Source organism: Pantoea sp. X-Soil-ISGK-285 (assembly GCF_059730815.1).
Genome location: NZ_AP035938.1, coordinates 1,105,673 through 1,124,297, shown reverse-complemented (window position 1 = coordinate 1,124,297; position 18,625 = coordinate 1,105,673). Strand labels below are relative to the sequence as shown.

The window sequence follows — 18,625 nt, the reverse complement described above, 5'->3', positions numbered from 1 at the left end:
GGTTCTGTCGCACAGTTATATAGCGTCGCAAGCCAAAAAGCTGCATCTCGGGTTGTTATAAATATGTTACGGTTATTTAGTGTGAACCGCCGCGCAGTTTGTGCGCCAACACGCCGAGAGTGAGAGTACGACAGGGGGGATGAAGCGCAGATTACAGCCATAAAAAAACCCGCCATAAGGCGGGTTTTTAGAATTCTGACTGTTAACTTACAGACTGATAACGTTAGCAGCAGATGGGCCTTTAGCGCCGTCGGTGATTTCAAACTCTACGCGCTGACCTTCAGCCAGAGTTTTGAAGCCGTTGCTCTGGATTGCAGAGAAATGTACGAATACATCTTTGCTGCCATCTTCAGGAGTAATGAAACCGAATCCTTTAGATTCATTAAACCACTTAACGTTACCTTTGATCTTAGACATCTATATTACCTTTACATGAAAAATGGACACTAAACTGTGTCGGGGTCTAGTACAGCAATTGCTGAGGGATTTGTCCAGCATGATTTGATGAAAAAGTGATAAATATCGACATTCTGTACATCCATCACACTTTCCTGCTTTTCGACTTGCGAAACATCGCTCAACGCGTATCAGGCGCAGAGCGGGTATCGGTCGCTAACCTGCTGGAAACGAAACCCTTTTTAATTTTAAGCGGTTATGTTACTGACGTTAAAAAGAAAAATCTGATTAAGATATATTCCTGTTCTTAATGACGTTTACGCCGCTAAAAGGACATTTTTTTTCTATCATCCGGACGGTAAGTCCCATGACCTTAAACCCGTTTTTCTGCTTTTTCAGGCCTGCGTCCTGCCAGTGGCTATTTATTGTACGATAAATCTTAAATTCACTGGCGCAGATCCCGCTCCCTCGCCAAAAAAAATGAGTCGGCTATGCAATTATCATCAGTCATGGCAGGCTATTCGCGGATATTTTAGCCAACAACTAATAAACACTGATCTGGATCAATGAAATGCTTTTTAGTGGCCGGATGCGCATTTGGCAACAAACAATCAAAAGCATAAGAAACTACTTTTCTTATCGCAGTGCGAAATAATATTGCCGCGCAATAGATAAAGTCCGCTTAACCGGTCAGGCACAGGCATCCGTTAATGCTGAGTAAAAGGAGGGGGAGACACAGGATGGTGATGAAGATACGTTGCGGTCAATGTGGAAGCGCCCGATTCGTTTTTACTGATTACCGCGAGGGCCAGCGAAACTTTCATGGTGCCTGCTGCGCATACTGTAAGAAACCTCTGGGCTCACAGGATCTGCTGCCCAATACGCCGATGGATCCCATTACAGATGCTCTGTTGGCCAGCCAGAAAACATTGCGGGCACCTGATTAGGTGCCCGCTGTTGCTAAAGCGTTAACAGATATCAGAAAATCAGTTTGAACACCCCTGTCAGGGTCAGTAAGCCAACGATAAAAATGATCGCAATAATCCACAGAATAATTTTCATTTCCTTTCCCCTCACCAATTAAACACTTTTCCTGTAAGCATTATAGACAGGAAAATGCGCCCTGCCGCTTCACTTACGGCTCAACTGGTCATAAGTTCATCAACCCTGAGCTTTATTTAAATTCTGAGATAACGATCGCAACACCACTTTTTAACGGCTCTCTTTCTTCGTTTTACAGAACACTCCTGGCTAAAATTTAGGCGGCAAGGCAGGCCTCAAGAGTGATGAGATTGAAAATGAGTCGCGAGGAGATCTTATGAGCACGATTAATACCAGCATGGGCCGCTACAGCCTCAAGGCAAAAAACAGCGGTAACCACATCAAAGGGACTTTCGCCATCAACGATGAAGGCGGCACGCAGCTCTCTCTGCAGGAGTTTGACGAGCACTACCTTGATGATGTGGTGAATAACGTTATCTACCCCGTTACCGGTGGCAACCGTGACATTGCACACGCGCTGCGGGAACAGATGGTGAAAGCCGGTTTTGAACCGCCTCATTAACGTGGCAGATTCAGACTGAATCTTCTCTGTCAGGCCGCACCTTGCGGCCTTTTTTATGCTGTCTGTCCCGCACATCCCGCCTTTCCGGTTTAACCGGCAACAGGGGCAGCAAGCGCGACGGGATGTTCAAAGCTCAAAGAGGCAGCGGGAGAGACGCGAAAGCGAAGAGCCGCTGGCAGGCTTGCCAGCGGCCAGAAGTTAAATCGCCCAGGAGAGCAGCAGGCAACCCACCAGACCACAGACCGAAATAATGGTTTCCAGCGCCGACCAGGAGCGGATGGTTTCGCCAATCGTCAGGTTGAAATACTCTTTGAACAGCCAGAAGCCCGGGTCATTAACGTGCGAGAAGATCACGCTGCCGGACCCTACGGCGATGACCATCAGTTCCGGGCTGGCGCCGCTGGTAACAATCAGCGGTGCCACAATTCCCCCGGCGGTAATGGCCGCTACCGTGGCAGAACCCAGAGCAATACGCAGCACCGCGGCAATCGACCAGGCCATAAAGATTGGCGACAGCTGAGTAGAATGCATCATGCTGGCAATGTATTTATCCACGCCGCTGTCCACCAGCACCTGTTTGAAGGCACCGCCACCGCCGATGATCAACAACATCATGGCGATGATTTTGATCGAGTCGGTCAGGGTATCCATGACCTGTTCCATCGTGCGACCGCGATTCAGTCCAAAGGTGAAGATTGCAATCAGCACCGCAATCAGTGTCGCCATCACCGGGTCGCCAAAGAACTCCGCATAGGGCAGCAGCACATGGCCTTTAGGCAGCAGCATCTCTGCCACCGCACGCAGCGCCATCAGCACCACAGGTACCAGTGCCGTCCAGACGCTGACGCCAAACCCAGGCATTTCCGCCTCGGTAAAGGTTTTCGGGTTATAGAGACCCTCAGGAATCGGTTTGTCGATGCCTTTCAGGAAGCGGGCGTAGACCGGACCCGCCAGAATCACCGTAGGAATACCCAGCAGCGTACCAAACAGCAGCGTTTTACCCATGTCAGCGTTAAACAGCGTCGCGATTGCGGTCGGGCCAGGATGCGGCGGAAGAAAGCCGTGCGTCACGGACAGGGCAGCCGCCATCGGCACCCCGACATAGAGCAGCGGCACACGTGCCGATGCCGCAACGCTGAACACCAGCGGCAGCATCAGTACAAAGCCGACTTCATAGAACAGCGCAAATCCGACGATAAAACCGGTCAGCACCAGCGCCCACTGAATATGCTTAGTGCCGAATTTTTCAATCAGGGTGGTGGCAATACGCTGCGCACCGCCGCAGTCGGCCAGCAATTTACCGAGCATGGCACCAAAGCCCATGATCAGCGCCAGGCTGCCCAGCGTGCCGCCCACGCCCGCTTTGATTGAGGTAATCACTTTGTTTACCGGCATGCCCTGCATCACACCGACCGCCAGCGCCACCAGGATCAGCGCGATAAATCCATTAAGCTTAAAGCGAATCATCAGCAGCAGCAGTAACGCGACGCCAATCGCCACATAGAGTAATGGCATAGCTTTTCTCCACCTTGTGCACTGAACATCATTCAGTGTCGGTTTATTATCATGATCCCCTGAGGGCTACAAAACAGTGCGCTGTAAGATGTTTACACATCCCGACAAACGCTGTTACCGATAACATGTTAAGGGTAACATCAGCAGGAAAGCACCACCCCGCCGGGGGTGAATTTCTGTTTTGCGAAGGTGATCAACTTTTTGCCAATGCGTTATCAGAAAGTTTGCCAGTCCCGGCGCCTTGCTTTTCGTTACACTCAGATTTTAGCGAAATGTAAAAAGGATGCGCTGGTGAGTGAGAACCTGAGTGAGCTGTACAGTAATCAACGAACCCTCTTTGGCCGGGGCAGCCTGGATAAACTGGTACCGCTGCTGGCCGCCCGGTCACAGCCTACCCTGCTGTTTTGTGGACAATCTTTTCTGCAAGGCCCCGCATATGCCCGGCTAAAAGCCGGACTCAACGATCATATTATTGGCTATGAAATTGTCAGCCATGAAGCCTCACCCGCCGAGATTGATGGCTGGGTTGCGCGCTGGCGCGGTCATGTGGATCGGGTCGTCGCGATTGGCGGCGGGAGCGTGCTGGATGCGGCGAAAGCGTTTAGCGCGATGGTGCAACACCCATTGCCAACCGCCCGCTATCTGGAAAAAGTGGGTGACACCGCGGTTCAGCCCATCACGTTGCCGCTGATTGCTATTCCGACCACCGCCGGTACCGGCAGTGAAGTGACGCAAAATGCGGTAGTGACTGATCAGCGTGACATTCAGATAAAAGCGTCACTGCGCCACCCGGTCTTTGTGCCGGAGGTGGCGATTCTCGATGCCGATCTGCTGAAAGGTGCGCCTGACCGGGTGCTGGCGACCTGCGGTATTGATGCGTTTACCCACCTGTTTGAAGCGTATCTCTCCGGCAAAGGCAACCTCTTTACCCGACAGCTGGCGCTGACCGGCCTGCATCAGTTTGTTCAGGCCTGGCCTGCCCTTAATCGTGAGGATGCTGCTGGCGACGCGGCACGGGAAGCGATGATGATGGCGTCGTGGCTGGGCGGTGTCAGTCTCAGCAGTGCGGGTCTGGGGGTGATCCACGGTATTGCGGGGGAACTGGGCGCGATAAAGCCGTTCCATCACGGTGAAGTGTGCGGACGTCTGCTGTTTCCGTTCCTGGATCTGTTGTCCGACAGCGAACAGCCGCTGCAGCGTAAGCTAATGGCGGAACTGCACCCGCAGCTCTTCAGCGAAACTACGGACTCACCGGCGCAGTTTCTGAAACAGTGGCTGCAGCAGCAGGCGATCACCCCATTCTGGCAGGATGGCCCTTCACTGAGCCGCGCCGAGGTGGAGTGGATTCTGGCGCGAGCCAACAGCAAAAATTCGCTGGTGAATTACAGCCGCGAACAGATGCAGATGATGATCGCGCAGGCCTGGGAAATCACGGCGTGATCAGGAGCCGCGTTGCCCGCATTCGCTGACCAGGCACAACCGGGCCTGCCAGCCTCGCCCGGCTTTGCTGCTCCTCAGCGCTATCCTCTTGCACCCGCTCTCTGAGCCAGGCGGCTGGCTGAATCACGGCGCTAACCGCCCTGGCTTAATCGCAGCGCCAGACGGCTAAGCCTGCGTGGCGCTAAAAGGCCCCTCACCTGCCAGCATCTGCTCAATCACCTGCAGCACGCCCTGCTCGTTGTTAGAAGGCGCGGCATAGCGTGCCGCCTGTTTCACCCGCTGTGGCGCGTTGTCCATGGCAAAACTGAAGCCAGACTGTCTGAGCATCTCAAGATCGTTACCGCCATCACCAAAGGCCAGCACCTGGTCGTGCGCGATCCCCCAGCGTTGTGCCAGCAGATCCAGACCGTGCGCTTTATGATTCCCCGGCACGATCAAATCCACCGAGCCGTGACCGCTTGAGGTCGCTGCCACACGCCCCTGATGCAGACGTTCAATATCCGCCATCAGTGGCTCGATATAGTCATCAGAGAGATTCAGCGCGAACTTAAACAGCCGGTCATGCTGCACCTCATCCAGATGATGAATCGGCTTCAGCCGGTGACAGTAATGGCGCATCTTCTTCAGCCAGTTTTCTTCCATGCCGTCGAAGTACCAGGCGCTCTCCCGGCCACACAGCAGGTAACGCAGACCCGGATAGTCGCCGTTTTGCAGGGTATCGATCACCGCGTCAACATCGCGGCGTTCAAAGGCACCGCAAAACAGTTCCTCATCACGATCGATAATCCATGCGCCGTTTTCGGCTACAAAGGCGATATCGCTGGCGATCTCCGGGAAGAAGGATTTGAGCTGGTAATACTGATTGCCGCTGGCCACCACAAATTTGATGTCACGGGCGGTGAGTTGCTGATAGCAGTCGAGAAAGCGGGATCGATTGTACTGCTTGTTATCGTCCAGAAAGGTGCCATCCATATCTACCGCAACCATCTTAACCGTCGTCATCATGACTCCTCACACAGGGAATTTTCAGCGTGGAGTGTCAGGATAGCCGCTGGCGCAGCAAAACGGAAAGAAAGAGGGATGGCCGCAGCCATCCCCTGGGGATCAGTTCAGGGCGCTGTTCAGCACCAGCGCGGTAATTACCCCGGTTGCAGCAGCAATCAGCACATAGTTGCCGTCGATGTTTGCCCAGTGATAACCGCGCGGCGGTTCACGCAGACCGCGTTCATGCCAGTCGGCTACGCGGTAATGGTCGCCGCGGTACTCTTGCGGGACAGGATGCCCGCGACGGAAGTCGTGTCCCTGCCAGGCGAAATGGTCGCGGTCATTACGTGCCTCTCTGCCCCGACCGTTGTTGTCCTGATCCGGGCGATGATTGACGCTGTCATGACGGTTGTTGCCACGCTCCTGATTCTGGTCAGAACCGCGATTGTCAGCACGATGGTCACCGTTCTGATGCGGCACAGGCTTGCGGTGCGCGTCATCACGATCGTCTGCCCGTGAGGCCTGAGAAAAGAGTGTGCTGCATGTCAAAAGTGAAGCGATAAGCGTTAATGTTGTTTTTTTCATGATACTGCCTCCGAAAATAACGGCTGTTCAGGCACCGTTGATCGGCATCATGGCAATAATTGTGGCGGGAGACATCTGTAAAAGTCTTAAAATCCGGTAACTTACACACTATTACGCTTGCTTAGCGCTTTCTTAACACAGGACATGCGATGACAACGTTGCTGACGCAATCCAGAGGTTAACCGGGCAACCTGCGCTGTCTGAAAATCACGCTCTGGTTGACGGATGATGGCCGATGAAAAGTCAGGATGCTGAAACGCACCCTGACATTTTTGCGGTTATGGCGTGCTGAGGATCACTGGCGCATCCGGTAACCCGGTAAAGTGCGTCACGATGTGGTGGTAATCAGCCGTCGGGTCCAGATCGCGGAACACTTCCGGATAGAGATCTTTTGCCAGAATTTCCATGCCGATAATGTTGTAAGGGTGATTATAGAAATGGTGATAAACGCCATACACCCGCTTCTGTTTCACCGGTTCGATCTGCTCCAGACCGGTGCGGCTCTGCAGGCGGTTAAAGGTGGCGGTCACGTCGGTCTGACTGGCACCGTAACCAAACGGCAGCACGTTACTGTTCGGGCGTTTAGAGCCGGTCATGATATAGACGTCCGGCTTCATGGCGATAATCTTCTCCAGCGACACAAATCCTGAGCTGCCGGGCAGCAGTGCAGAACCGATATTCTTGCCACCGACCGCTTCCACCAGCGCGCCCCAGCCGTTATGACCGTGGGTAAAGCAGCAGTTGTCGCTGTTACCGGCAATAGGTTCAATAAACACGGTTGGCTTGTGGGGCACCTGCGCAATCTTCTGCTGAAGCATCTGCCAGCGCTGCTGGTAAAAATCGGCGTAGGCTTTCGCCTCGGCTTCGCGATTCAGAACGGTGCCCAGCACTTTCACGCTCTTCAGGGTGTTCTCTTTCGGATGAAGTTCAACATCAAGGAACAGCACCGGGATATGGAGATTTTTCAGGGTGGCGAGCACGCCTGACTGGGTCAGGGCCGGTTTGGCGCGCAGTTGCGCAATCATCAGATCGGGCTGCTTCGCCAGCACGCTCTCCAGATTGACCTGCCCCTGATCGTTAAAGCCCATATCAACAATCGATGCCGCCTGCGGCCAGCGCTGCTTCAGCAGGTCCCAGGTCTGGGTATCCTGCTTTTTCGGCAGGTTGTTCCAGGCAACGACACGCTGAAACGGGTTCTGGCGATCCAGTAATGCCAGCGCCATCACGTCACGCCCATCCTGTAAAATCACATGCTGCGGCTCTTTTTGCAGCGTAATTTTCTGACCATCCATATCGGTCACCGTGACCGGATAGGTGGTAGCCGCACAGGCGGTTGACAGTAAAAGTGTGGTGGCAGCAACTATCCCGATTTTCATTTTTCTCCTGTCCTTTTAGGGAATAATAATTATTCGCGTTAACTCTACCATGCTGATAAGTACCAAATGTAACTATTGCTAACCAGATGCGTCTGAGAGGCGGCATTAACAACGCGGCAGCGGGCTTAAATCAGGGAGCGATATCGCTGAATACGTGGAGGTGCACGGAGAGAATGGCGAAGGGCGGGCAGAATGGCAGGCGCATCCCAGGGGGATTGAGATGCGCCTGTTGCGCTAAGTGTTACTTCACCAGCGAATAGAAGATTGCGGAGATGGCAATCAGTCCGATCAGCACGACAAACAGATTGCTGATGTGACCGCTGTACTTCCGCATCGCGGGTACCTTCTGGATAGCGTACATCGGCATCAGGAACAGAATCATCGCAATGACCGGCCCGCCAAGCGTCTCAATCATGCCGAGAATATTGGGATCCAGCGTTGCCACCAGCCAGGTCGTCAGCAGCATAAAGAGTCCGGTCAGGCGATTCAGTCTGGCGGGCGCGATGGTTTTGCCGCGACTGCGCAGCGCCTTATTAACCATGCCGTTAAATCCTTCGCGCGCGCCAAGATAGTGACCGAGAAACGATTTCGTGATCGCCACAATGGCAATCAGCGGTCCCAGCCAGGCGATCATCGGCACCTTAAAATGGTTCGCCAGATAGGAAAGAATGGTGATGTTCTGCGCCTTGGCGGCGTGTAAATCTTCAGGCGACAGGCTCAGCACGCAGCTGAAGACAAAGAACATCACCGTCACCACCATCATCAGGTGCGAGCAGGCCAGAATGCGCGAACACTTTTTCTCTGCGGCATCGCCATACTCTTCCCGCTTTGCCAGCGCGAATGAGGAGATAATCGGCGAGTGATTAAAGGAGAAGACCATCACCGGAATCGCCAGCCACAGCGTCATCCACAGGCTGCTGCCCGCGGGCTGAACGTTCAGGGTCGAAAGCACAGCGCCGTGCCAGTGCGGGATCAGATAGCAGGCCATCAGCATCAGCACCGCCACAAAGGGATAAACCAGCACGCTCATCGCTTTGACAATCATCTTCTCGCCGAAACGCACAATGGTCATCAGTCCGACAATCAGCAGCAGCGACAGCAGCACACGCGGTGGCGGCACCAGGCCGAGCTGATTCACCATCAGGCTCTCAACCGTGTTGGTGATCGCTACGCTGTACATCAGCAGAATCGGGTAGATAGCGAAGAAATAGAGCAGCGTAATCAGCTTGCCCGCACCAACACCAAAATGCTCCTCGACCACCTCGGTGATATCCCCGGCCGGATTTTTACCGGAGAGAACGAATCGGGTCAGGGCGCGGTGCGCAAAAAAGGTCAGCGGAAACGCCAGTATCGCCATGATGATCAGCGGGATCAGCCCGCCGACGCCAGCATTGATAGGCAGGAACAGCACACCCGCCCCAATCGCCGTGCCGTATAAACCCAGCATCCACATGGTGTCGGTTTTACGCCATCCCGTATCGACGTCACTCTCAAGCGCGCCCAGCGTGCCAGTTTGCGTGGTTTTCATCAGATCTTCCGTTTTAAAAGCCGCCAGTAACCTGAGCCGTCAGGCAGGCAAATGTCCGCCCCACTCTGCGCCTCAGCTGCAACCGGATCAGTCAACGTGATGCTGACCCGTCCGTGCATAGGTAATCGATTGCGTGCGCCACTTTTTACACTACCTGACGATAAAAGTTCAAGCCGTGCAGAAAAACACGCATGGATTGCTGAAAAAATCGTCAGGTTGTGCAAAGTGACTGCGCGGCGATCATGCCATCTTTGTGGCGGTTTTACCGCCCCTAAAAAGGTGATCCCTGTAACGGTTCAGCGCAACGGGCTACGCTTAAACAGATTCTGTCGCGATCACGCCGACAGGTGCACAGGAGAAGAGAATGAAAATTGCCTGCCTCGGATGGGGATCGTTAATCTGGAAAGCTGGCGCACTGCCGGTGGCCAGTCAGTGGCATCATGATGGTCCTGAGCTACCGATTGAGTTTGTGCGCATCGCTGACGGCGGCGAGCTGTCGACCGCGATCTGCCTTAACGCCAGCCCGGTGCCGGTGTACTGGGCCTGGCTGAATACCGCCTCACTTGAGAGCGCCTGCGGCGCATTGCGCCTCCGTGAAGCCATTCCGGACAGCCGTATCGATGGCATCGGGATGATGACGGTGACAGCGACCTCAGCGGGACCACTGGCAGAGTGGGCTAAGACCAAAGGCATAGAAGGTCTGATCTGGACCGGTCTGCCTGCCCGCATGGCGGGTGTCGAAGGCCAGATCCCGACGCTGGACGACGCGCGGCACTATCTGCAGCAGCTCACCGGTGTAACGCGTGAGCATGCCTGGCACTACATCGAACAGGTTCCGGCACAAATCGACACGGTTTATCGTCGTGCGTTTGCCGACCTCGCTCTCTGGCAACCCGAAACCCGAGCCGTAACGGTCGCCACAACGCAGGTTCAGCCGCCCTGTCAGCCCGGCTGAAACTGACCAGCCTGCTGCACCGCTCTGCTTACTCCTTAAAGGATTACTACACTTCAGGCAGGTTTCGATTTCAGGTTTCCTGAGTCTTTCCCGTGCGTGGCCACGCCTTCTGGTCTGGCCGCCGTCCCCTAATCATCAGGAGATAAACAGATGAAAGCATTAACTTATCACGGCCCCCATAAAGTCAGCGTCGATAACGTGCCCGATCCCGGTCTGGAAGCCGCAGATGACATTATTCTGCGTGTGACCGCCACCGCTATTTGCGGTTCAGACCTGCACCTTTACCGCGGCAAAATCCCCGGTACCGGGCACGGAGATATCTTTGGTCATGAGTTTATGGGCGAAGTGGTTGAAGCAGGCAGCGCAGTGACCGCCGTGGCCAAAGGCGATCGGGTGGTGATCCCGTTTGTTATCGCCTGTGGCGACTGTTTTTTCTGCCTGATGAGCCAGTATGCTGCCTGTGAAAATACCAACAGCGGACGGGGTGCCATCCTGAACCGGAAAAACATCACGCCGCCCGCAGCCCTGTTTGGTTTCAGCAAACTCTATGGCGGTGTGCCTGGTGGACAGGCGGAATATGTCCGGGTGCCGAAAGCCAATACCGGCCCGTTTAAAGTGCCGTCGGTACTGTCGGATGAGAAAGTGCTGTTCCTGTCAGACATTCTGCCCACCGCGTGGCAGGCGGTGAAAAACGCCGAGGTGAAACCGGGCTCCAGCCTGGCGATTTTCGGTGCCGGACCGGTTGGCCTGCTCAGTGCCGCCTGCGCCCGACAGCAGGGTGCCGAACAGATCTACATGATCGACCACAACAACTACCGCTTAAACTTTGCCCGTGAGCGCTACGGTGTTATCCCGATTAACTTCGATGAGATCGATGACCCGGCCGGCTGGATTATCGAACACAGCACCGGCAATCGCGGTGTGGATGCGGTAATTGATGCAGTAGGATTCGAGGCAAAAGGCAGCATGACCGAAACCGTGCTCACCAATCTCAAACTGGAAGGCAGCAGCGGTAAAGCGTTGCGTCAGTGTATTGCCGCAGTAAGGCGTGGCGGTATCGTCAGCGTGCCGGGCGTCTATGCCGGATTCATTCACGGCTTCCTGTTTGGTGACGCCTTTGACAAAGGGCTGACCTTTAAGATGGGACAGACCCACGTACACGCTTATCTGCCCGACCTGCTGAAGCTGATCGAACAGGGTCATCTGACGCCAGAAGAGATTGTGACCCACCATCTGCCGCTGGAAGATGCTGCGCGTGGCTACGATATTTTCGCCAAACGCGAAGAGGAGTGCCGCAAGGTGATTCTGGTGCCTGGCATGGCTGCGACACAGGCCACAATATAATTTCACAACGGGTCTGAAACGCTTAACCCTGGCTCCCCGGCTGTTTTCCGCCGGGGATCTCATCTCAGAACGGCTTGCGTTGCAGGCTGCTTCGCCACTCCCGCCTCTCCAGCAGATGTTCATCCGGCGAATCCGCCGTATCAACCTGACTGCTCTGCTCCAGCCATCGCGCACTGCGTGAATGGGGATGACTTTCGCTGATCACCTGTTGTGAAAACGCGCCAAACGATAACAGCAAAAACAGTAATGCACTGGCTAGCCTCACTTTCATACGCACACCTCTTTGGTAACGGTGCCGCTATGCTGCCCGAAGGGTTTTCATTTTCTGTCAGTAACAGGCAAAGTTATGTGGTAAGCGGGAACAAGCTGCGACGGGTTTAACCGCGGTTCAGGATAGTCCGTCAGCCCGGCATCATAAGTTTCCCGGCTAAACGTCCGTTTTCTTTCAGGAGAATGCTATTGAACCTCAATCAGTTTGATCAGCCGGTCGGTGAGGCTCTGCCCGACTGGCAACCGGTCACCAGACCACCCTGTATGCCACTCACGGGTCAGCACTGCCTTCTCCTGCCGCTAAGCATCGATCATGCAGAACCGCTATTGCAGGCATTTATGCTGGCACCGGATGATCGCGACTGGACCTGGCTGAGCGCAGAGCGGCCCGCCTCTCTGCCGCAGATGCAGCACTGGATTGCGGATAAAGTGGCGGATGCGGCCCTCGTGCCCTTCACGGTCTGCTCGCCAAATCAGCAGCCCTGCGGCGTGGTCTGCTTCGCCAGCATTGAGCCGGGACACGGCACTGTTGAAATCGGTCACGTCACCTGGTCGCCGCTGATGCAGCGCAGTGTCATTGGCAGCGAGGCGATTTATCTGCTGCTGCAACAGGCTTTCTCGCTCGGCTATCGGCGGGTGGCGTGGCGCTGTGATTCAACCAATATCGCATCACGACGCGCAGCAGAACGGCTGGGGTTCCGCTTTGAGGGCCGTTTTCGTCAGGTGATGACGCGTAAACAGCGTAATCGCGATACCGACTGGCTATCAATTATTGACCGTGAATGGCCGGATGTTCAGCGCGCCCTGAGTGCCTGGCTAAGTGCGGATAATTTCGCTGCCGGGGGACAGCAAAAGCGCCCGCTCAGCGCCTGCTTCGCCGACGTTAACCCGGCTGATGCAAACGCGACAAGTCCTGAACGCGGAGCGGATGCTGGCGATTAATGCAACCGACGCACGGTCAGTGCCGCGGACCAGCGCTGTCGCTGACAGCGCGGGCAGACTGCCTGCTGCTCAGCCTCAATGATCTGCGTCTGGCCGCAATGGGTGCAGGCATAGAGCGCGCTGACCGGCACAGTGCTGTAATCCTGCCGGTGCTCTGGCGGCAGCACGCTTAACCCGGCGCGCATCTCATCGTCATCGTAGAAGTAGAGGCTAAGCTGACCATCTACCTCCACCAGCGCCAGCCGGATCTGCCCCAGATGCTCCACACCACTCTGGCGCAACTCCATATAAAACTCATCTTCGGAAATATTCAGACGATCCAGACTCTCCAGCACATACAACCCCTCTTTAATCAGGGTAATCACGTCGCCCTGAATAAGCCGTGAAAAGCGCGGGCTGTGCGCCGTCAGCCAGGTCGTGAAGCGGTAGAGCGCCAGCAGGACTACAAACACCATAATGACCGGCAGTACCGGCACATCATCGTAAAATGTCACATCACCGGACGCGGAACCCAGCGTCAGGATCACCACCAGCTCGAACAGCGACAGCTGGCGCACGCCGCGTCGTCCTGAGACTTTCAGAAAGGTGAACACCACCAGATAAGCGATCATGACCCGTATCACCACCTCAAACAAAAAGGTGGCCGGTTGATCGTTAAGTAAGAAACGGTGCCAGTCGAATGAGAACATAGTCTGTAAAACATCCTGTTTTAGGGGGCGCGCATCGTCGCATCACCCGTTGATGACCCGCAGATTCAGGCCAGTGATAAGTAAATCTTGTCGCCAGCCCGCCAAAAGGCAAGCGAAGCTGTAACGCGAAAGTGGGCGAGTCTGACCTCTCTGCATGTTGAGGAAAAGGTTAACAAAGCTGAAAATGGCACTGACACTATTCACGCTACGCTTATCGGGCCGTTTGCAAAACCGCATGCTAAAACTTCCTGTTTCTTGCTGGATAATTTTTACCGCTGCGCTTTTTTCTTTTACTTCAATAAATTGCGAACCAAACCTTACTGCCTATACTTTCCAGTAAGGCTTCCGCAAATCCTTTCAACATCCAGAGAAGCCAGCCTTTTTCTGCCGATAGCGTCACTGGCCTATACCTGCTATCTCACTCGTCCACACCGCGACAGGCCCTGATGCCTGCAACTCAGTGTCTGTGGCTTATGGCATGGATCGCCCGTCCGTTCAGAGTGGTCAGATCGATCAGTCTGCAATGCATACCCTAACGCCCTGACCCGTTTCACGACGGCTCGTCAGCGGGAAGCGTGTTGCTTTTTTTCGGGAGATGCCATGACGCCCTTTTCCAGTTTCTGGCAGGCCGGCTACGAAGGTGCCGATCATATCAATCCTGCCGGCCTTGCGCTGTCGATGAACGATCTTAACCAGCATCAGGCGCGTGCAGCAGAAGATTATGCCGCGCTGGCCCCCTTTTCCATTCGCACAGTGCGCGAAAGCGTCGGCTGGCGGTTATGTGAGCACGATGGCCGCTATGACTTCTCGACGGTCGCGGCCCGGATGCAGGCCGCAGAGCAGCAGGGCATTCAGCTGAGCTGGACAATCTGCCACTACGGCTGGCCCGCTGGCGTCAGCCTGTTTGACCACGACTTTGTCAGCCGTTTCGCCGCCTTCTGTGGCGCACTGGCCCGCTTCCTGGCCCCCTGGTATCAGCAGGCGCCAGTCTACTCTCCGATGAATGAGATCTCCTTTGTCAGCTGGGGTATCTCGGTAGGGCTGTTCACCTGTGAGGCGATCGCTGAGGCGGATCGGGCGGATGCCGCCAAGCAGCAGCTGGTGCGCGCTACGCTGGCAGCCTGTGATGCCATCTGGCTGGCCGATCCGCGAGCCCGTCTGCTGCACTGTGATCCACTGATCCATATCGTGCCCGATCCCGTCGATCCGGCCAGCGATGTGCTGGCACGTGAGATGTGTGACACCCAGTTTCAGGCGTGGGACATGCTGAGCGGCAGGCTTAACCCGGAACTGGGCGGCGCCCCACACTATCTCGATCTGATTGGCGTGAATTACTACCACGACAACCAGTGGGAGCAGGGATCAAACCGGCGGCTTTACTGGCATCTTGGCGACAGCCGACGCCTGCCGCTGCATCGGATGCTGCAGCAGGTCTGGCAGCGTTATCAGCGGCCACTGCTGCTGGCGGAAACCAGCCACGTCGGCAGCGGACGCGGAAGCTGGATCCTTGAGATCGCCGCGCAGGTTGCGCAGGCGCAACTGGCAGGCGTTGAGCTGCACGGCATCTGCCTCTATCCGATCCTCGATCGTCCCTTATGGGAGGAGACGACTTTCTGGACCCGCAGCGGTTTGTGGGATCTCGATCTGCTGGGGGCCGATCCCTATGCCCGCCAGCTACAGCAGCCTTATGCCGACGCATTACGTCAGGCGCAGCGCTTTTTGCAGCACATCCACTCCTCAAAACACCCCTGTCAGGAGCACACTATGAAACCACCTGTTCTCATTGTTTTCAGCCATTTACGCTGGGGATTTGTTTTTCAGCGTCCGCAGCAGCTACTGACACGACTGGCACAGCACTATCGCGTGCTGTTTGTCGAAGAGCCGGTCTGGCAGGCGGGGCCACAGGGTCTGCATCAGAGCTCGCCTGCCGCTAACATCACGGTGATCCAGCCGCATACCGACAGCGACGCGCCTGGTTTCCACGACAGCCAGATCGCCTCGCTGCTGCTGCTGCTGACGCCGCTGCTGGAGGAAGATGAACAGCCGCTGATCTGGTTCTATACGCCGATGGCGCTGCCGTTGCTGACCCCTTTTGATCCGTCACTGGTGATTTACGACTGCATGGATGAGCTTTCCGCTTTTCAGAATGCACCGCGCCAGCTGCAGCAGCGCGAATCCGCGCTGATGACCCGCGCCGATCTGGTCTTTACCGGCGGCACCAGCCTCTATGAAGCGAAGCGTGACAAACATCCTCAGGTTTACTGCTTTCCCAGCAGCGTCGATGCTATTCATTTTGAGCAGGCGCGCGATCGCAGCAATCGTCATCCGATGCAGGATGCGATTCCGGCACAGCGTCTTGGCTATTACGGCGTGCTGGATGAGCGCATAGACCTGCCGCTGATTGCGGCGCTGGCGGACAGCCACCCCGAGTGGCAGATTATTATGGTCGGGCCGGTGGTAAAAATTGATCCCGCCAGCCTGCCGCAGCGCGACAATATTCACTGGCTCGGCCAGCAGCCCTATCAGGCGCTGCCGCAGTTTCTGGCGGGCTGGGATGTCTGTCTGATGCCGTTTGCCATCAATGCCTCGACGCGCTACATCTCACCGACTAAGGTGCTGGAGTATATGGCGGCGCAGCTGCCGATTGTCAGTACCGCGATTATTGACGTTGCGCGGCATTACGCAGAGGAAGTCGCGGTGGCAGAGAGCCACGCGGAATTTATTGCCGCCTGTGAACAGGCGATGGCGATTGGTGCCGCAGAACGGCTGGCGCTGGCGGGACGGATGCAGGCAAAGGTCGATGCCACCTCATGGGATCGCACCGCTGAACAGATTCATGGACTGATCCAGCAGGCGCTGACGCAGCGTCAGCCCGCACTAAGTTCGGTCAGCCAGGGCAGCGCGCAGGCGAATATCACGCCGTTAACCCCATTGATGCTGGAGAGTGAAGCCGTGCCCTGCCTGATTATCGGAGCCGGGCCAACCGGGCTGAGCGCAGGTTATCACTATGGCGAAGGCGCAGTGTTGCTGGAGAAAAATGCCACGCCTGGCGGCTGGTGCCGCTCGATTGACGATCAGGGTTTTACCTTCGACTATGCCGGTCACATTATGTTCTCGCAGGACCCGTACGTCTTGCAGCTGTATGAGATGTTGCTGGGCGACAACCTGCACTGGCAGGCGCGTGAAGCCTGGGTCTACAGCGACGGCGTTTATACCCGCTATCCCTTCCAGTCCGCGCTGCACGGCTTGCCGGTCGAGGTGGTAAAAGAGTGCGTGCTGGGCGCTATCGAGGCGCGTTATGGCGAAACGGCCGCCGCCGCGGTGCCACTGGATCGGGCGCGGGCACGGCGGGACTGCTGCGCAGATGGCGCGATCCCCGATGAGGGCAGCAGCACAGGCGTGGTGGAAGGCGAAGAGGATTTCCAGCACTTCATTATGCGCACCTGGGGCAAAGGCATCGCGCGTCACTTTGCCCTGCCCTACAACCAGAAACTGTGGAAGGTGCCGCTGACCGACATGGAAACTTCATGGCTGGGCGGACGCGTACCGCTGCCCGATCTGGCGCAGATCATTGATGGCGCACTGCAACCGCTGGCGAAACCGGTTGGCCTCAACGCCCGTTTCGGCTATCCGCTGCGCGGTGGCTTCCAGGCGCTGATGTCCGGCTTTTTGCCGCACCTGAAATGTACGCTGGAAACGGACGCCACCCTGACCCGCCTCTACCCGCAGGCGCACGTCGCGCTGCTGGCGGATGGCCGCCACTACCGTTATGAACAATTGATCAGCACCATGCCGCTGCCGGAGCTGATTAAACTGATGGGCGATGAAGTGCCGGATAGTGTGCAACGGGCGGCGCAGCAGTTGCAGTTTGTCTCGGTGCGCTGCGTTAATCTGGGGATTGGCCGCGCTGACCTGACCGAAAAGCACTGGATTTACTATCCTGGTGATACGCTGTTTCACCGCATCTTTGTGCAGGGCAATGCGAGTCCGCACTGCAACCCGCCGGGCGGTTTCGGCTTAACCTGCGAAATTACCTATAACGCGGCCAATCCGCTGCCGCTGGCGGGGGATGCGCTGATTGAGCGCTGCCGTCAGGATTGCATCAGAGTTGGCATGATCACCGCGGACGATCCGCTGCTCTGTGCCTCAGAGGTCGATATGCCCTACGCCTACGTGGTCTATGACCATGCGCGCAGCGCTAACGTGGCGCAGATCCGCCAGTGGCTGCTGACCCAGGACATTCATCTGTCAGGCCGCTACAGCGAGTGGGAATATTACAACTCGGATCACGCCTTCCTTGCCGGTAAACGCGCCGCCGAAAATGTCCGGCTGCAGCATGTCAGCGAACGGACGCTCGGCTGACCCGGCGCAGTTGCTACGAAAGCCGCTGGCTGCACTTCGCGGCTTTCAGCGACTGCAACTGCGTCAGTCGCCGCTCCGCCTTCTGGCTGGCATTGTATTTCGCAATGCCATTGCCCAGCCCGAAATCCCCGACAAAGCCCAGCACGGTCAGTGCATCGAACTGGCCGGTCTGCTCAATATCACTCTGCACGCTGTGCGCTTTCACCAGCTCCTGATCCAGCGCGCTGCAATTCAGCATCGCCGTCTCTTCCGGGGTGACCGCGGATGCCTGCGGATACTGCTTGGTGGCGCAGCCGCTTAATACCAGCGTCAGCAGCACGATTAAGACGCTCTGTTTACTCATTTTTCATTGCCTGTTTTTTATTCAGTTAATACTGTTATCGGCAGCATCCCCCGGGATCATGAGTCTCTGACCTACCAATAATGGTCGAAACCGCTACGCTAATGTAGGATTCAGCGCGCTGCTGTCAGTTGCAGCGTGTTACCTATAGGAAGTCACGCAGCGAACGCACATTGCCCGTTCATCACTTCTGCCAGACCTTTCAAAGAGTTAGCCAGCATGATGCTGTCATCAGCAGCGTTTAAAAAGCAAAGCCTGACCGATAATCAGTGACGAGGCAGCCGCATAAGCAAAGCCAGACACAGAAAATTCGCGCGTCGGGTTTATCAGAGTTG

General features: G+C 55.9%; 16 protein-coding genes. 6 read left to right on the top strand and 10 right to left on the bottom strand.

Annotated features, from left to right (window positions below):
- Nucleotides 1-207: 207 nt before the first annotated feature.
- Nucleotides 208-417 (bottom strand): transcription antiterminator/RNA stability regulator CspE, encoded by a 210-nt coding sequence (cspE, locus tag AC6I8B_RS05215; protein WP_006118399.1) that lies wholly within the window; start codon nucleotides 415-417, stop codon nucleotides 208-210.
- A 957-nt stretch (nucleotides 418-1,374) separates the two neighbouring features.
- Nucleotides 1,375-1,458 (bottom strand): small membrane protein YohP, encoded by an 84-nt coding sequence (locus AC6I8B_RS05210; protein ID WP_019105993.1) that lies wholly within the window; start codon nucleotides 1,456-1,458, stop codon nucleotides 1,375-1,377.
- Between the two features lie 256 nt (nucleotides 1,459-1,714).
- On the opposite strand from AC6I8B_RS05210, the gene AC6I8B_RS05205 reads away from it, so the two are divergent.
- Nucleotides 1,715-1,960, top strand: a complete 246-nt coding sequence (locus AC6I8B_RS05205; RefSeq protein ID WP_010258994.1) for a hypothetical protein — start codon at nucleotides 1,715-1,717, stop codon at nucleotides 1,958-1,960.
- Nucleotides 1,961-2,158: 198 nt separating this feature from the next.
- Here the strand turns inward: AC6I8B_RS05205 and gntT are convergent, their stop codons facing one another.
- Nucleotides 2,159-3,475, bottom strand: coding sequence for a gluconate transporter (gene gntT / locus AC6I8B_RS05200; RefSeq protein WP_010258995.1), 1,317 nt, complete (start codon nucleotides 3,473-3,475; stop codon nucleotides 2,159-2,161).
- Between the two features lie 291 nt (nucleotides 3,476-3,766).
- On the opposite strand from gntT, the gene AC6I8B_RS05195 reads away from it, so the two are divergent.
- The gene (locus AC6I8B_RS05195) at nucleotides 3,767-4,915 is read left to right on the top strand and encodes an iron-containing alcohol dehydrogenase (RefSeq protein ID WP_029519431.1); all 1,149 of its coding nucleotides are present in this window, start codon (nucleotides 3,767-3,769) and stop codon (nucleotides 4,913-4,915) included.
- Nucleotides 4,916-5,080: 165 nt separating this feature from the next.
- Here the strand turns inward: AC6I8B_RS05195 and AC6I8B_RS05190 are convergent, their stop codons facing one another.
- The 4 genes from AC6I8B_RS05190 to AC6I8B_RS05175 all read right to left on the bottom strand — a co-directional run bounded on the left by AC6I8B_RS05190 (nucleotide 5,081) and on the right by AC6I8B_RS05175 (nucleotide 9,388).
- A complete protein-coding gene (locus AC6I8B_RS05190; RefSeq protein ID WP_033756869.1) occupies nucleotides 5,081-5,917 on the bottom strand; it encodes a Cof-type HAD-IIB family hydrolase in 837 nt (278 codons plus the stop codon).
- Between the two features lie 102 nt (nucleotides 5,918-6,019).
- Nucleotides 6,020-6,484 (bottom strand): RcnB family protein, encoded by a 465-nt coding sequence (locus AC6I8B_RS05185; RefSeq protein WP_033756867.1) that lies wholly within the window; start codon nucleotides 6,482-6,484, stop codon nucleotides 6,020-6,022.
- A 278-nt stretch (nucleotides 6,485-6,762) separates the two neighbouring features.
- Nucleotides 6,763-7,860 (bottom strand): ABC transporter substrate-binding protein, encoded by a 1,098-nt coding sequence (locus tag AC6I8B_RS05180; protein ID WP_033756865.1) that lies wholly within the window; start codon nucleotides 7,858-7,860, stop codon nucleotides 6,763-6,765.
- A gap of 241 nt (nucleotides 7,861-8,101) precedes the next feature.
- Nucleotides 8,102-9,388 (bottom strand): HAAAP family serine/threonine permease, encoded by a 1,287-nt coding sequence (locus AC6I8B_RS05175; RefSeq protein ID WP_010671264.1) that lies wholly within the window; start codon nucleotides 9,386-9,388, stop codon nucleotides 8,102-8,104.
- A gap of 364 nt (nucleotides 9,389-9,752) precedes the next feature.
- On the opposite strand from AC6I8B_RS05175, the gene AC6I8B_RS05170 reads away from it, so the two are divergent.
- Together AC6I8B_RS05170 and AC6I8B_RS05165 are read left to right on the top strand one after the other, a co-directional pair.
- Nucleotides 9,753-10,343, top strand: coding sequence for a hypothetical protein (locus AC6I8B_RS05170; protein WP_497817597.1), 591 nt, complete (start codon nucleotides 9,753-9,755; stop codon nucleotides 10,341-10,343).
- 150 nt (nucleotides 10,344-10,493) lie between these two features.
- Complete coding sequence (locus AC6I8B_RS05165; RefSeq protein ID WP_010259005.1) at nucleotides 10,494-11,687, top strand: zinc-dependent alcohol dehydrogenase; 1,194 nt, start codon at nucleotides 10,494-10,496, stop codon at nucleotides 11,685-11,687.
- A gap of 64 nt (nucleotides 11,688-11,751) precedes the next feature.
- Here the strand turns inward: AC6I8B_RS05165 and AC6I8B_RS05160 are convergent, their stop codons facing one another.
- Nucleotides 11,752-11,958 carry a hypothetical protein gene (locus AC6I8B_RS05160; RefSeq protein ID WP_122889111.1) on the bottom strand — a complete coding sequence of 69 codons (207 nt, stop codon included), beginning with the start codon at nucleotides 11,956-11,958 and terminating at the stop codon, nucleotides 11,752-11,754.
- A gap of 188 nt (nucleotides 11,959-12,146) precedes the next feature.
- Here AC6I8B_RS05160 and AC6I8B_RS05155 point away from each other — a divergent pair, with 188 nt between their 5' ends.
- Nucleotides 12,147-12,899: a GNAT family N-acetyltransferase gene (locus AC6I8B_RS05155; protein WP_157351685.1), complete on the top strand. Its 753-nt coding sequence runs from the start codon at nucleotides 12,147-12,149 to the stop codon at nucleotides 12,897-12,899.
- Here the strand turns inward: AC6I8B_RS05155 and AC6I8B_RS05150 are convergent.
- Nucleotides 12,896-13,588 (bottom strand): DUF421 domain-containing protein, encoded by a 693-nt coding sequence (locus AC6I8B_RS05150; RefSeq protein WP_157351683.1) that lies wholly within the window; start codon nucleotides 13,586-13,588, stop codon nucleotides 12,896-12,898. The genes AC6I8B_RS05155 and AC6I8B_RS05150 overlap by 4 nt on opposite strands.
- Nucleotides 13,589-14,188: 600 nt before the next feature.
- Here AC6I8B_RS05150 and AC6I8B_RS05145 point away from each other — a divergent pair.
- A complete protein-coding gene (locus tag AC6I8B_RS05145) occupies nucleotides 14,189-17,950 on the top strand; it encodes an NAD(P)-binding protein (protein WP_497817596.1) in 3,762 nt (1,253 codons plus the stop codon).
- A gap of 13 nt (nucleotides 17,951-17,963) precedes the next feature.
- Here the strand turns inward: AC6I8B_RS05145 and AC6I8B_RS05140 are convergent, their stop codons facing one another.
- Nucleotides 17,964-18,293 carry a hypothetical protein gene (locus tag AC6I8B_RS05140; protein WP_010259013.1) on the bottom strand — a complete coding sequence of 110 codons (330 nt, stop codon included), beginning with the start codon at nucleotides 18,291-18,293 and terminating at the stop codon, nucleotides 17,964-17,966.
- Nucleotides 18,294-18,625: the final 332 nt, after the last annotated feature.

Excerpts from the sequence above, each read along its gene's own strand:
- cspE (WP_006118399.1), bottom strand. The coding sequence starts at position 417 with ATGTCTAAGATCAAAGGTAACGTTAAGTGGTTTAATGAATCTAAAGGA.
- AC6I8B_RS05210 (WP_019105993.1), bottom strand. The coding sequence starts at position 1,458 with ATGAAAATTATTCTGTGGATTATTGCGATCATTTTTATCGTTGGCTTA.
- AC6I8B_RS05205 (WP_010258994.1), top strand. The coding sequence starts at position 1,715 with ATGAGCACGATTAATACCAGCATGGGCCGCTACAGCCTCAAGGCAAAA.
- gntT (WP_010258995.1), bottom strand. The coding sequence starts at position 3,475 with ATGCCATTACTCTATGTGGCGATTGGCGTCGCGTTACTGCTGCTGCTG.
- AC6I8B_RS05190 (WP_033756869.1), bottom strand. The coding sequence starts at position 5,917 with ATGACGACGGTTAAGATGGTTGCGGTAGATATGGATGGCACCTTTCTG.
- AC6I8B_RS05185 (WP_033756867.1), bottom strand. The coding sequence starts at position 6,484 with ATGAAAAAAACAACATTAACGCTTATCGCTTCACTTTTGACATGCAGC.
- AC6I8B_RS05180 (WP_033756865.1), bottom strand. The coding sequence starts at position 7,860 with ATGAAAATCGGGATAGTTGCTGCCACCACACTTTTACTGTCAACCGCC.
- AC6I8B_RS05175 (WP_010671264.1), bottom strand. The coding sequence starts at position 9,388 with ATGAAAACCACGCAAACTGGCACGCTGGGCGCGCTTGAGAGTGACGTC.
- AC6I8B_RS05170 (WP_497817597.1), top strand. The coding sequence starts at position 9,753 with ATGAAAATTGCCTGCCTCGGATGGGGATCGTTAATCTGGAAAGCTGGC.
- AC6I8B_RS05165 (WP_010259005.1), top strand. The coding sequence starts at position 10,494 with ATGAAAGCATTAACTTATCACGGCCCCCATAAAGTCAGCGTCGATAAC.
- AC6I8B_RS05160 (WP_122889111.1), bottom strand. The coding sequence starts at position 11,958 with ATGAAAGTGAGGCTAGCCAGTGCATTACTGTTTTTGCTGTTATCGTTT.
- AC6I8B_RS05150 (WP_157351683.1), bottom strand. The coding sequence starts at position 13,588 with ATGTTCTCATTCGACTGGCACCGTTTCTTACTTAACGATCAACCGGCC.
- AC6I8B_RS05145 (WP_497817596.1), top strand. The coding sequence starts at position 14,189 with ATGACGCCCTTTTCCAGTTTCTGGCAGGCCGGCTACGAAGGTGCCGAT.
- AC6I8B_RS05140 (WP_010259013.1), bottom strand. The coding sequence starts at position 18,293 with ATGAGTAAACAGAGCGTCTTAATCGTGCTGCTGACGCTGGTATTAAGC.